This window comes from Vreelandella massiliensis (assembly GCF_900155385.1).
In the GTDB taxonomy this organism is placed as follows: domain Bacteria; phylum Pseudomonadota; class Gammaproteobacteria; order Pseudomonadales; family Halomonadaceae; genus Vreelandella; species Vreelandella massiliensis.
This window is the reverse complement of the sequence record NZ_LT699744.1, coordinates 578,686-592,089: the sequence shown is the minus strand read 5'-3', so window position 1 is coordinate 592,089 and position 13,404 is coordinate 578,686. Positions and strand designations below refer to the sequence as shown.

Below are 13,404 nucleotides of genomic sequence, written 5' to 3'. Positions count from 1 at the left end.
AATTGCCGAAGAACACAATCAAACCTATACTTCGGTGACATGCCTGATGAAAGGGAGTGCTTAAATGGAAGGTACCGATGTGGTTGAAAGTGAAGTCATCGCGCTAATGGGCGGCTCGATAGGCACACGTTCGGATAAGCTCATCCGCGAAGGCGTACCGCTAGATGCCCTAGAGCGACTGCGTAACGAGCACGGCATTGATGCTTATGGTGTAGGGATCATTAATCGCCGCACGCATGATCACCGACGCTTAAAAGGAAGGCCTTTGACGCCTGACGAGGGAGATCGACTCTACCGGACCAGCAAAATCGTTATCCTCGCCGAAGAGGTTTTCGGCAATCGCGAGAAAGCCATTCGTTGGCTAGAGAAGCCTCGCCGTACGCTCGGTGGAATCAATGCGTTGACGGCTGTCACCACGACTCCAGGCTATGAAGCCGTAGAGGAGCTACTTCAGCAACTGCACTATGGATTATCGGCGTGAGCAAAGTAGCGTGGCGTATATCCAACTACAGGGATCTCTCTGGTATAGGGGGCACGATCACTGCGGGCCGCTGGCATCATAAAGGCCAGCCGGTCGTGTATCTAGCCGACTCACCCGCCACCGCGCTGCTTGAAGTGCTCGTTCACTTCGAAATGAGCATCGATGAGCTACCTGATCAATTTACACTACTACGCGTTGAGCTACCGCCAACTATCAGCGAAGAATCTATTTATAATGACTTGCCAGAAAACTGGCATCAGCAACAGAACCTGACCCGCTCGCTCGCCACAACTTGGCTGAATGAAGGTAGCTCTTTACTACTCAAAGTGCCCACGGTGATTGTGCCGCATAATGGCAACTACCTTTTTAACCCGTACCACCCGGAAGCAAGCCTTGCTCAACTTTCAGTTGAGCAATTTCCTCTCGACCGCAGACTGTTGGACTAGCTGCGAACTGAGCCTGGAGAGGTCAAGGCGGATAACTTGTCTCCTGGTGGTGAGGGTCAGAGTGATGCTCGTATCCCCGCCCTGAATCGGGCGAGGGTTTACGCGGAGTTTTCTAAGCCAGCGTTTCCGCCGTCACGTTGGGCGCAGGCGCCTGGGTGGAGTGGTGGCGGTTGATGGCGCTGAGCACGCCTTTCATTGAGGCGCTGGTGATGCTTTCGTCAGTGCCCACACCAAAGATGGCCTCGCCATCAATGCGGACTTCCACATAGGCGATGGCTTCAGCATCGGCGCCCTGCCCACGGGAGTGCTCGTGGTAGTCGATAATTTCGACATCGTGACCGGCGGCTGCAAGCGCCTTGATAAACGCGGCCAGCGGGCCGTTACCTTCGCCTTTGAGCGTTTGGCGCTCGCCGTTCTCCTCGATCACTGCTTCCAGCAGAACCTTGGGGCTATCCGGCTCGGAGGAGAGGCGGTGATTGATCAGCGCAAAGGGTGATGTCTGCTCCAGGTACTCATCGGCAAAGGCCTGATAGATCATTTGTGAAGTGATCTCGCGCCCGGTGCGATCGGCCACTTCCTGAACGACCTGGCTGAACTCGATGGAGAGCCGGCGCGGCAGCTCAATGCCGTGCTCCTGCTCCAGCAGGTAGGAGACGCCGCCCTTGCCCGACTGGCTATTCACGCGAATCACCGCCTCGTAGCTGCGACCCACGTCGAGCGGATCGATGGGCAGATACGGCACGTCCCACACCGCCTCGGGATTGGCGCGACGATCGGCCATGCCTTTTTTGATCGCATCCTGATGCGAGCCCGAGAAAGCGGTAAATACCAGATCACCCACGTAAGGGTGGCGCGGATGCACCGGCAACTGGTTGCAATACTCCACTTCGCGCATCACCGGGGTTATGTTGGAGAAATCGAGGCCCGGATGCACCCCCTGGGTATACATGTTCATCGCCAAGGTCACGATATCGACGTTGCCGGTGCGCTCGCCGTTACCAAACAGCGTGCCCTCCACGCGGTCAGCGCCGGCCATCAGGGTCAATTCCGCGGCGGCCACGCCGGTACCGCGGTCGTTATGCGGATGAACGCTGACAATCAGGCTATCGCGATGTTTCACATGGCGGCAGAACCACTCAATCTGGTCGGCGTAGTTATTGGGCGTTGCCACCTCCACCGTGGCGGGCAGATTGACGATCATGCGGTTGTCGATACTCGGTGCATAGGTATCCATGACCGCTTCGACAATCTCCACGGCAAAATCCATCTCCGTGGTGGAAAAAAGCTCCGGTGAGTACTGGAACGTCCAGTGGGTTTCTGGGTTAGCTTCCATCAGGTCGCGAATCTGGCGCGTCGCGTCCACGGCAATTTGGATACACTCCTCCTTGTCGACGTGAAACACCACGCGACGGAACATGGGATCAGTGGCGTTATAGACGTGAACAATGGCGTTTTTGGCGCCCTTAAGGGCTTCGAAGGTGCGCTCAATCAGGTGTGGACGCGCCTGGGTCAACACTTGAATGGTCACATCGTCGGGGATTTTGTCCTGCTCTATCAGCGCACGCACAAAGTCATAGTCGGTTTGCGAGGCGGAAGGAAAGCCGACTTCAATCTCTTTGAACCCAATATTGACCAGCATATCGAAGAGACGCTGTTTACGTTCGTGATCCATCGGATCAATCAGCGACTGATTGCCATCACGTAGATCAACGCTGGTCCAGATCGGCGCTTTTTCGATACGGCGATTGGGCCACTGACGATCGGGCAGATCGACAGCCACAAAGGGACGGTATTTTTTGGCGGGATCAGACAACATCATGGCGGCTCTCCTAGAACGAAAAACGCCCCTTTGCCGTAAACGGCCAAGGGGCGCTGGTAATACTCGCAACACTTTGTGCCGCATCAAAGGCGGTACGGCAGCGGTGCTGAGATGTTTGGGGGTAGATAATGTGTAAAACCATGACGACCTCGCAATAGAAAACCAACGACAATGCCAGCAGCATTTAGCATTGCCCGACCCTGAAACTTCAGAGACGGGCGCTAAGTAGTCGTAGGTCTAGTGCAAGGTGCGTCATCGGTGTATTCATGCCCCTAGAAAATCAGTCTGGGCGCTGTTTGTCAATGCCCTTTGGCGTTTCATGCCCATTTGCAGCGGTAAGCGTCGCCTCCATGCGATCCAACTGGGTTTGCAGCCGGCGGATATCGTCATGCATGCTGTGCATCTCGGCCGTATCGCCCTCACCCTTTTCCAGCGCTTGCTTGTCGCTCTCTTTTTGCATCACATCCAACACGATCCCAATCATCATGTTGAGAAAAATAAACGCGGTCAAAAAGATGAAGGTGAGGTAATAAAGCCAGCTCCAAGCGTACACCTCCTGCGTGGCATACATCACGTCCGTCCAGTCTTCAAAGGTGGCGACGCGAAACAGAGTGAGCATAGAAATGGAGATATTACCCCACAAAAACTCATCGATATCGGCGAACAGAAAGCTGCCGAACGCGGCGTATATATAGAAAATAATAAACATTAAAAGCGCCACATACCCCATCCGTGGGATCGATTTCACCAGCGCCACCAGCAGCATTTGCAGCTCGGGAATCATCGACACCAAGCGCAGTACCCGGAAAATACGTAATAGTCGCGCCAGAAGCACCATTTCAGAGTCATCAAGCGGAATTAAGCTGGCGGTGACGATGATAAAATCAAACACGTTCCAGCCGCGCTTAAAAAAGCTTCGCAGATTACGCTCGGCGGCCATGCGAATCAGGATTTCCACCAAGAAAAACAGCGTCACGCCGACATCGAGATACAGCAACCACTGCTCGAAACGCGACGTCTCTTCGTAGGTTTTAGCGCCAATGGCCAAGGCGGAAACCACGATGATGGTGATCACCACGCCTTCAAAAATTTTATTGGAGCGCAGCGCTTCAAAGCGCGACTGCCAGGTATTAAACGGTTCACTCATGCGTTTTGTACAACTCTCTCCGGGGAAAGGCGTTAGAAGGCAATATCTTCAAAATCTCAACAGAGCTGATACTCTCTAAACTGACTGATGTATCCTACGTTGCTTCATCGCATTTGAAATCGATGCAATGCGACTTTAGACATTTTTCATTGGATGATTCCCATGATACTGCTGTGGATAGCCCTACTGCCTCTGCTGGGCGTCGTGGTGCCTGCTCTGCTCGGGCAGCGAGGTCGCGCCGTTTGCACTCGCGCGACCGCCATTGCGCCCGCCCTTGCCCTGCTGCTCACACTGGGCCAAATTCCTGCCCTGGTGGACGGCGAAACGCTGCGCTTCTCCGCCACCTGGCTACCCGAGCTCGGGCTTGATCTCGCCCTGCGCCTTGATGGGCTCACGCTACTCTTCAATCTGCTGATCTTGGGAATCGGGCTACTCATTTTACTCTATGCCCACTTCTATTTGAGCCCTGAAGAGCCTTATGGGCGATTCTATGCGTTTTTGCTGCTATTCATGGCGTCCATGGTCGGCATTGCGATGTCCGACAACCTCATCCTGCTGTGGCTTTTTTGGGAGCTGACCAGCCTCTCCTCGTTTCTGCTGATCGGCTTTTGGTCGCACCGCAGCGATGCCCGCAAAGGGGCCCGGATGGCGCTTACCGTCACCGGCGCGGGCGGGCTTGCCCTGCTCGCCGGGCTTTTGCTGTTGGGCAACATCGCCGGCAGCTTTGACCTTAACGTGGTGCTGGCAAGCAGCGACGCGATTCTCGCTGATCCGCGCTACCCTGTCATGCTCGTTCTGGTCCTGCTCGGCGCCTTTACCAAATCCGCCCAGTTCCCGTTTCAGTTCTGGCTGCCCCACGCGATGGCAGCCCCCACGCCGGTATCCGCTTATCTGCACTCGGCGACCATGGTGAAAGCCGGTATTTTCTTAATGGCGCGCCTGCATCCCGCCATTGCCGGCAGCGAGCTCTGGACCGTTATCGTGTCGCTGGTGGGCACGGCAACGCTTCTCTACGGCGCCTGGTTCGCCCTGTTTAAAACCGACTTAAAAGGCATTCTCGCCTTTTCCACCGTGAGCCACCTGGGGCTGATTACCGTGCTGCTGGGCATTGGTAGCCCCATGGCGGTGCTGGCCGCGCTGTTTCATATCTTGAACCACGCCACCTTCAAGGCCGCGCTGTTCATGAGCGCGGGCATTATCGACCATGAAACCGGAACGCGCGAATTGAAACAGCTCGGCGGCTTGAAGAAAACCATGCCCGTTACGGCGCTTTTAACCACCCTTGCCGCCGCTGCCATGGCGGGTGTGCCGCTCTTTAACGGCTTCTTATCCAAGGAGATGTTTTTCACTGAGACAGTGGTCACGCCGGTACTGGGCGGGCTCAGTTGGCTGTTGCCGGCACTGGCGACCCTTGGCGGCATTTTATCGGTGGCCTACTCATTGCGCTTGGTGCATGCGGTATTCTTTAAGCCCGCGCGCAAGGCTCCGCCAAAAACGCCCCACGAGCCGCCACACCTGATGCGCCTGCCGGTAGAGATTCTGGTAGTGCTCTGCGTGGTGGTCGGGCTTTTGCCAGGCTTGATGGCCACGGGGCTTCTCGATCTGGCGACTCAGGCAGTGGTGATCGAGCCATTTGGCTTTTATCTCTCCATTTGGCATGGGGTGAACCTGCCGCTGATGATGAGCGTGGCGGCGCTGGTATTGGGCACCGTGATGTACTGGCGCCACGCCGATTTACGCCAATTTACCCAGAGCTTTGCCGGGGTGGATGCCCGCCGTGTCTTTGAGCGTGCGGTGGTGATGCTTAGCTACCGCGCCGAGCGCTGCGTTGCCATTATCGAGGGCAACTCCCTGCAGCGCTACATGGGGCTTTTACTCTTCGCCGCCTTTGTCATGGGGGTTGTCGGCCTTGTCCAGATCACCGGCCTGACCGGCGCGCGGGGCAATCAAGACGTAGATGCGATAGTGATGCTCGGTGCGGGCATGCTGATATTTGGCGGTATCGCCACAGCCGCCACGCACCGCTACCGCCTTATTTCGCTGCTAATGCTGTCGGTTGTCGGCCTCTTTGTCGCGCTGACCTTTGCGCGTTTCTCGGCGCCCGACCTCGCCCTGACCCAGCTGTCGGTGGAAGTGGTCACGATGATTCTGCTGATGCTCGCGCTGTTTTTCCTCCCGCAAAAAACACCGCGGGAGTCGAGCCCTTTGCGCAACCTGCGCGATATCTTGCTAGCAGGCGCTCTGGGGCTGGTGGTGGCGAGTCTTAACTACGCGGTGTTAACCCGTGAGACGCTGTCGATCTCGGAATTTTTTATCGAAAACAGCAAGCCCGGCGGCGGCGGTTATAACGTCGTCAACGTGATACTGGTCGACTTCCGTGGCTTTGATACCCTCGGTGAGATCACGGTCTTGGCCTTGGCGGGCCTGGCGATTTTCAAACTTCTCAACCGCCTGCGGCTTTTCATGCCGCACAGTGACGGCGAAGGGCGCGTCTGGTCACCGGATCGCTACCCGGCGATTTTGACTTCGATTTCCATGGCGCTGCTGCCCTTGGCGCTACTGGTGTCGGCGTTTATCTTCTTGCGCGGACACAATTTGCCCGGGGGCGGCTTTATCGCCGGGCTAATTACCGCCGTCGCGCTTATTTTGCTCTACATGGCTCGCGGAGTGGAGTGGGCGCAGTCTAAGCTCAACTTCCCTTTCCAGCCGGTCGCGGTGGCCGGTGTCGCCATCGCCACCCTCACCGGCCTGGGAAGCTGGCTGTTCGGCTATCCGTTCCTCACCTCGACCTTTAGCTACTTCACGCTGCCGTTGGTGGGCACCTTTGAGCTCGCAAGCGCCCTGCTCTTTGATCTCGGGGTGTATCTCGCGGTGGTCGGTGCCACGCTGATGATTCTTGCGAATCTAGGTAAAGTGACCACGCCCCACCGGCCCATGCTGGAACCTTCTGACACAAAGACCGACGCCTCCGCGCCACAAAAGGAGTCACGCTAATGGAGATGCTATACGCCATAACCACTGGAGTGTTGACCGCCTGCGGGCTTTACCTCACCTTGCGCGGGCGCACCTTTCCCGTCGTTGTCGGCCTCACGCTGCTGTCGTATGCCGTGAACCTGTTTCTCTTCTCCATGGGCGGCTTAACCACCGACGGCGCCGCCCTGGCAAACCGTGACGGGCACTTTGCCGACCCTTTGCCGCAAGCCCTAGTGCTCACCGCCATTGTGATTGGCTTCGCCATGACCGCTTTTGTGGTGATTCTGGCCATGCGCGCACGCAGCGAAGTGGGTAACGATCACGTGGACGGCAAAAAGGAAATTCGCGAATGATTCAACACTTGACTGTCCTGCCCGTTGTCCTGCCGCTGGTCGCGGGTATTTTGCTGCTCTATCAGCGCCAGGGGCTAGTGCGCTACAAGCGGTGGGTCAGCGTTGCCGCCACGCTTTTGTTGCTGCTGGTCTCTATCGCTTTGCTCACTAAAGCGAGCAGCGGCGAAATCACCTACTACGCGCTAGGGGACTGGCAGCCGCCGTTTGGTATCGCCCTGGTACTGGATCGACTTTCGGCGCTGATGATCCTGGTCACCTCGATTCTCGCCGTGGGCGCGGTCGTTTTTGCCTGCGGCGGTGATGACGAGAAGGGCAGCAACTTCCACGGCCTTTTTCAGTGGCAGTTGATGGGGGTCAACGGGGCGTTTTTGACCGGCGATCTGTTCAACCTATTTGTCTTTTTTGAAGTGCTTCTGCTCGCCTCTTACGCGCTGCTGCTGCACGGCGGCGGCAAAGCCAGAATTCAGGCCAGCGTCCACTACGTGGTATTGAACCTCGCGGGCTCATCGCTCTTTTTGATCGCCGTGGGGATTTTGTACGGCGCCACCGGCACGCTCAATATGGCCGATATGGCCCAGCGCCTGGGGGATCTGCCCGCCGAGCGCGAGGGTCTGGTGACCGCCGGTGCGCTCATGCTTCTGGTCGTGTTTGGTCTTAAGGCCGCGATTTTGCCGCTCTACTTCTGGCTGCCGCGCGCCTACGCCTCCGCTCCCGCCCCGGTGGCGGCGCTGTTTGCGATCATGACCAAGGTCGGCATTTACGCCATTTTGCGCGTCTATTCGCTGATTTTCAGCGATCAAGCGGGAAGCCTCGCCGCGCTTGAGCAGCCGTGGGTGTGGTGGTTGGCGCTCGCCACGCTTGCCATTGCCGGCGTAAGCGTGATGGCGGCACGCGATTTGCGCCTGCTGGTGGCGTATTTGGTGCTGGTCTCGGTGGGCACGCTGCTTGCCGGCATCGGCATGCGCACCCCGCAAGCAGTATCGGCGCTTCTTTACTACTTGATACACACCACCCTGATTACCGGCGGGCTCTTTTTGCTCGCGGAGATGATCGGTCTGCAGCGGGGTAAAGCCGGCACCCGATTGGTACGCGGACGCCCGATGGTACAGGGCAACTGGCTTGCACTTATGTTCTTCGCCGGCGCCATTGCGGTGGCCGGACTCCCTCCGCTTTCAGGTGCAATCGGCAAAGCGCTACTGCTCAATGCCGCCGAGGGCAGTCAGCAACTCTGGCTGTGGCCGCTGCTACTGCTGGCGGGCTTGAGCTCTTTGATTGCCCTTTCGCGCGCGGGCTCCACGCTATTTTGGCGCAGTCATCGGGGTAACGTCAGCGGCAAAGTGCTGCCACGCCAGCACTGGTTTGCCGTTATCTGGCTATTAAGCGCAGCCCCTTTGATGGTCGTGTTTGCCGGCCCGGTAAGCGACTATACCCAAGCGACCGCCGCTCAGCTTGAAGACCCACAGCCGCTGATACACACGCTGTTAAATGACGCAGGAGAAACCCCATGATTGCACCGCGCTCGTGGTTACCCACGCCGGTTTTATCCCTGCTGCTGCTCTTTGTCTGGCTGCTCTTGGTACGCAGCACCGCCTTTGGCCACATCGTGCTAGGCGGTGCATTGGCGATTATCATTCCCTTGGCCACCTACCGCTTCTGGGATGCCAAACCCCGCATCGGCAAGCCACTGCTGCTGCTACGCTTTGTTCTACGTGTGCTCAAGGACATCGTGGTCGCCAACTTTGAAGTGGCCTACTTAATCGCCAACCCGTGGCGCAAATTGCGCCCGCACTTTATTGAGTATCCGCTGATGGTGGAGGACCGTTTCACCATTACGATGCTGGCCAGCACCATCAGCCTAACGCCGGGTACCGTGTCGGCCAACTTGCGCATGGACGGCAAATCTCTCTTAATTCACGCCCTCGATGTAGACGACGAAGAAGCGCTGATCGAGCAGATCCGTCAACGCTACGAGCAGCCGCTTAAGGAGATTTACGAATGCTGACCGTTGCGCTCTATATCACCCTCGCGCTTGTGATCATGGCGCTTTTGTTTAATCTCTATCGGCTCACGGTGGGGCCTGATTTACCCGACCGGGTACTGGCGCTTGATACCATGTATATCAACTCCATCGCGTTGATTGTGCTGTTAGGGCTATGGCTAAACACCAAAACCTATTTTGAGTCGGCGCTTTTGATCGCCATGCTGGGCTTTATTAGCACGGTGGCCGTGTGCAAATACATTTTGCGCGGCGACATCATCGAGTAAACGCAGGAGTTATCATGTCTTGGATCGTTGAAGCGCTGGCATCACTGCTCCTAATCGCTGGCGGGATTTTTCTTTTTATTGGCTCGATGGGAATGGTGCATCTGCGCGATTTCTATATGCGGCTTCACGGCCCCACCAAGGCCACCACGCTAGGCATCGGCTGCATGCTGATTGCCTCAACGCTCTATTTTTGGAGCCAAGACGGCAAGCCCGATATTCAGGAAATGCTGATCACACTGTTTCTGTTTATCACCGCGCCGGTTAGCGCGCACCTGCTCTCCAAAGCGGGTCTGCACATGCGCTTGAAACATATCGATATCACCGAAGGCGATCCGGTGGAGCTGCGAGCTGAAGAAGTGGCGCAAAAGCCGGTACCCCACCCCGACAAAGGGCACGGCTAAACCTCGCAAATGGCGTAGGGGCGCTTGGCGAAGAAAACCCAGCGCCCTACTTCTCGCTAGCGTTACTCCAGCAAATCGATCTGCCGATAGCCAATCAGATACAGCACCGCGTCAATGCCCAGCGTGGAGATCGCCTGCCGCGCCTGGGCGCGCACGAGCGGCTTAGCGCGGAAGGCAATCCCCAGCCCCGCCTGCGCCAGCATTTTCAGGTCATTGGCCCCGTCGCCCACGGCAATGGTTTGATCCAGCGTCAACCCCTCGCGCAGGGCGATCTGCTCTAAAAGGGCGGCTTTGCGTTCGGCGTCGATAATCGGTTCGCGCACCTCGCCGGTCACCTTGCCGTTCTCGATCAAAAGCTCGTTGGCGTGGACCTCATCAAACCCGAGCCGCTCTTGCAGGTGGCGGGCAAAGTAAGTAAAGCCGCCGGAAATTATCGCCGTGCGATACCCGAGACGCTTCAGGTTGACCATTAGCCGTTCAACGCCATCCATCAGCGGCAGATTCGCGGCGATATCCACCAGCACCGACTCATCCAGTCCTTCTAGCTTTGCCATGCGAGCGCGAAAACTCTCCTGAAAATCCAGCTCGCCGCGCATCGCCTGCTCGGTCACCTCGGCCACTTCGTCGCCCACGCCGTGGCGACGCGCCAACTCATCGATCACTTCGGTTTTAATCAGCGTCGAATCCATATCGAAGCACACCAGGCGGCGGTGGCGACGCCAGATAGAGTCCTCCTGCAGGGCGATATCCACGCCGTGCTGCGCGCCTAGCGCCAGCGCTTTTTCACGCAGCGCTTCCAGGTCGGTTTCTTCCCCGCGCAGCCAGCACTCAACACACGCCCCCGACTCCGGCGCCTCCCCGTCGAGCGGCTCGCGACCGGAAAGGCGATGAATCAGCTCTACCGTTAAGCCAAACTCGGCGGTGAGTCCCCCCACCTCGGCGAGAATCCCCGCCGGTAAACGCGGCGCCAACAGCGTCAAAATCAAGCGCGGAGCGCTTGCCTGCTCGCTCCAGCGATGGTACTCCTCGGCACTGACGGTAATCGCCTGCACGTCCAAGCCTAGCGCATCGCCCGCCTCAGAGAGCGCGGCTTCCAAGGCGCTATCGTGATCTAGCCCCACCAGCGCCTCAAGCGAGAGCATGCCAAAGGTCACGCTCTGGTTGATATCCAGAAGGCGCGCACCACTTTTGGCCAGTGCCCTCCCCAATCCGGCGAGCTGCCCCGGGCGCGCCACGCCGGTGGCGCGAATTAAACAGCGTTTCATGATTCACCCGCTTGTAGTCGATCAACTTTCTGGAAGCCGCGCGGCAGTTTGCTGCCGCGCCGCCCACGTTCGCTGCGATAGTACGCCAGATCGCTCGCTTTGAGCGTCAGTTTGCGCTTACCCGAGTAAATCACCAGCGCCTCGTCGCCGCCAAGCAGGGTCATATCGCGCACAAACTCCTCGCGCCGCGCCGCGCGCGGGCCGGGAATATCGAGCATTTTATTGCCTTTGCCCTTGGCCATTTCGGGCAGCTGATCAAGAGAGAAAAGCAGCAAGCGCCCTTCGTTAGAGACCACGGCCACCCACACGTCATCGCCTTCGGGCACCGCCACCGGCGCCATGACGCTGCACCCCTTGGGCACCGAGAGCACCGCCTTGCCGGCCTTGTTCTTACCGGTTAACTCACCGAGCTTGGCAACAAAGCCGTAGCCGCCGTCGGAGGCAAGCACAAAGCGCCGCTCGGGCGGGGCAAGCATCACACCGGCCATTTGCGCGCCCGCAGCGACATTCACGCGCCCGGTCACCGGCTCCCCCTGCCCCCTGGCACTGGGTAAGTTGTGCGCAGTTAACGTGTAGGCACGCCCGGTATCATCCAAAAGTACCAACGGCTGGTTGGTTTTACCCCGGGCGGCGAGATGGAAACGGTCACCGGCTTTATAAGAGAGCCCTTCGGGGTCGATATCGTGGCCTTTGGCGGCGCGGACCCAGCCTTTTTCGGACAGCACCACGGTAATCGGGTCGGCGCCCAGCAGCTCGACGTCGGAGAGCGCTTTGGCGTCTTCGCGCTCGACCAGCGGTGAGCGGCGGGCATCAAAGTGCTCTTTGCCCGCGGCGCGGATCTCTTTCTCGATCAGCGTAGTGAGTTTGGCGTCGCTGCCGAGCAGTGCCTGGAGCCGCTTGCGCTCTTTCTCCAGCTCATCCTGCTCGCCCCGTATCTTCATCTCTTCGAGTTTCGCCAAGTGGCGCAAGCGCAGCTCTAAAATCGCTTCCGCCTGGCGTTCGGAGAGCCCGAATGCCGCCATCAGTGCAGACTTGGGCTCGTCCTCCTCGCGAATAATACGGATCACCTCATCAATATTCAGGTACGCGGCGAGCAGCCCTTCCAAGATGTGCAGGCGATCCTCGACCTTGCCTAACCGGTGCTCCAGGCGGCGGCGCACCGTGGCGCGGCGAAAGCGCAGCCACTCACCGAGCAGTTCGGGCAGCGGCATGACGCGCGGGCGCCCGTCCAAGCCGATCACGTTCATGTTGACGCGGGCGCTTTTCTCTAAGTCCGTGGTGGCAAACAGATGCGCCATCAGCGCTTCCACGTCCACCCGACTAGAGCGCGGCTCAATCACCAGACGCGTGGGCGCTTCATGGGTCGATTCATCGCGCAGATCGGCCACCATGGGCAGTTTTTTGGCCTGCATCTGGGCGGCGATTTGCTCCAATACCTTGGCGCCGCTGACCTGATACGGCAACGCGGTAATCACGATATTGGCGTCTTCGCGCACGTAACGGGCGCGCAGCTTGACCGAGCCGCGGCCGGCCTCATAAAGCTTTCGAAGATCGGCGCGCGGTGTGATGATCTCCGCCGCCGTGGGAAAGTCCGGCGCGGGGACAAATTCCATCAAATCGGCGGTGGTCGCCTCGGGGTTGCGCAGCAAGTGGCAGGTGGCCTCAACCACTTCCGCCACGTTGTGGGGCGGAATATCGGTCGCCATCCCCACGGCGATACCGCTGCCACCGTTAAGGAGCACGTGCGGCAAACGCGCGGGCAGCACGACCGGCTCTTGCATGGTGCCGTCAAAGTTAGGCGTCCAGTCGACGGTGCCTTGGCCCAGCTCGCTTAGGAGCACCTCGGCAAACTTGGAGAGCTTGGCCTCGGTGTAGCGCATGGCCGCGAAGGATTTGGGGTCATCGGGGCTGCCCCAGTTACCCTGACCATCCACCAAGGGGTAGCGGTAGCTGAACGGCTGCGCCATCAGCACCATGGCTTCGTAGCAGGCGCTATCGCCGTGAGGGTGGAATTTACCCAGTACGTCGCCGACGGTGCGCGCCGACTTTTTGTACTTGGCGTTGGCGTGTAGCGCCAACTCGCGCATGGCGTAGACGATACGCCGCTGAACGGGCTTCATGCCATCGCCGATATTAGGCAAGGCGCGATCCAGAATCACGTACATCGAGTAGTCGAGATACGCTTTTTCGGTGTAGTCACGCAGGGAGAGGCGTTCGACGTCGCCCTCGGCGACTTGAATATCCATGGTCATCA

12 protein-coding genes are annotated in these 13,404 nt (G+C 58.4%); 8 read left to right on the top strand and 4 right to left on the bottom strand.

The window, feature by feature from the left end; translation table 11 throughout:
• Window positions 1-64: 64 nt before the first annotated feature.
• Together BQ9846_RS02715 and BQ9846_RS02710 are read left to right on the top strand one after the other, a co-directional pair.
• Complete coding sequence (locus tag BQ9846_RS02715) at window positions 65-481, top strand: antitoxin Xre/MbcA/ParS toxin-binding domain-containing protein (RefSeq protein ID WP_075879077.1); 417 nt, start codon at window positions 65-67, stop codon at window positions 479-481.
• The gene (locus BQ9846_RS02710) at window positions 478-927 is read left to right on the top strand and encodes an RES family NAD+ phosphorylase (protein WP_075879076.1); all 450 of its coding nucleotides are present in this window, start codon (window positions 478-480) and stop codon (window positions 925-927) included. Before BQ9846_RS02715 ends, BQ9846_RS02710 begins: the two co-directional genes overlap by 4 nt.
• Before the next feature lie 112 nt (window positions 928-1,039).
• On the opposite strand, the gene leuA is transcribed toward BQ9846_RS02710, so the two are convergent.
• Together leuA and BQ9846_RS02700 are read right to left on the bottom strand one after the other, a co-directional pair.
• Window positions 1,040-2,746, bottom strand: coding sequence for a 2-isopropylmalate synthase (gene leuA / locus BQ9846_RS02705; RefSeq protein ID WP_075879075.1), 1,707 nt, complete (start codon window positions 2,744-2,746; stop codon window positions 1,040-1,042).
• A 280-nt stretch (window positions 2,747-3,026) separates the two neighbouring features.
• Complete coding sequence (locus BQ9846_RS02700) at window positions 3,027-3,893, bottom strand: ion transporter (RefSeq protein WP_075879074.1); 867 nt, start codon at window positions 3,891-3,893, stop codon at window positions 3,027-3,029.
• A gap of 162 nt (window positions 3,894-4,055) precedes the next feature.
• Here BQ9846_RS02700 and BQ9846_RS02695 point away from each other — a divergent pair, with 162 nt between their 5' ends.
• From BQ9846_RS02695 to BQ9846_RS02670, 6 genes are read left to right on the top strand one after another with little or no spacing between them, the layout of a single operon-like run.
• Window positions 4,056-6,887 (top strand): monovalent cation/H+ antiporter subunit A, encoded by a 2,832-nt coding sequence (locus BQ9846_RS02695; protein WP_075879073.1) that lies wholly within the window; start codon window positions 4,056-4,058, stop codon window positions 6,885-6,887.
• Window positions 6,887-7,219, top strand: a complete 333-nt coding sequence (locus BQ9846_RS02690) for a Na+/H+ antiporter subunit C (RefSeq protein WP_075879072.1) — start codon at window positions 6,887-6,889, stop codon at window positions 7,217-7,219. The genes BQ9846_RS02695 and BQ9846_RS02690 overlap by 1 nt, the downstream gene beginning before the upstream one ends.
• A complete protein-coding gene (locus BQ9846_RS02685; RefSeq protein WP_075879071.1) occupies window positions 7,216-8,727 on the top strand; it encodes a monovalent cation/H+ antiporter subunit D in 1,512 nt (503 codons plus the stop codon). Before BQ9846_RS02690 ends, BQ9846_RS02685 begins: the two co-directional genes overlap by 4 nt.
• A complete protein-coding gene (locus BQ9846_RS02680) occupies window positions 8,724-9,221 on the top strand; it encodes a Na+/H+ antiporter subunit E (protein WP_075879070.1) in 498 nt (165 codons plus the stop codon). The genes BQ9846_RS02685 and BQ9846_RS02680 overlap by 4 nt, the downstream gene beginning before the upstream one ends.
• The gene (locus BQ9846_RS02675) at window positions 9,215-9,484 is read left to right on the top strand and encodes a K+/H+ antiporter subunit F (protein ID WP_075879069.1); all 270 of its coding nucleotides are present in this window, start codon (window positions 9,215-9,217) and stop codon (window positions 9,482-9,484) included. The genes BQ9846_RS02680 and BQ9846_RS02675 overlap by 7 nt, the downstream gene beginning before the upstream one ends.
• A gap of 14 nt (window positions 9,485-9,498) precedes the next feature.
• Entirely contained in the window at window positions 9,499-9,885 is a 387-nt protein-coding gene (locus BQ9846_RS02670; RefSeq protein ID WP_075879068.1) for a Na+/H+ antiporter subunit G, read from the top strand.
• Between the two features lie 62 nt (window positions 9,886-9,947).
• On the opposite strand, the gene serB is transcribed toward BQ9846_RS02670, so the two are convergent.
• A complete protein-coding gene (serB, locus tag BQ9846_RS02665; protein ID WP_075879067.1) occupies window positions 9,948-11,153 on the bottom strand; it encodes a phosphoserine phosphatase SerB in 1,206 nt (401 codons plus the stop codon).
• Window positions 11,147-13,402 (bottom strand): DNA topoisomerase IV subunit A, encoded by a 2,256-nt coding sequence (gene parC, locus BQ9846_RS02660; protein WP_075879066.1) that lies wholly within the window; start codon window positions 13,400-13,402, stop codon window positions 11,147-11,149. The genes serB and parC overlap by 7 nt, the downstream gene beginning before the upstream one ends.
• Between the last annotated feature and the right edge of the window lie 2 nt (window positions 13,403-13,404).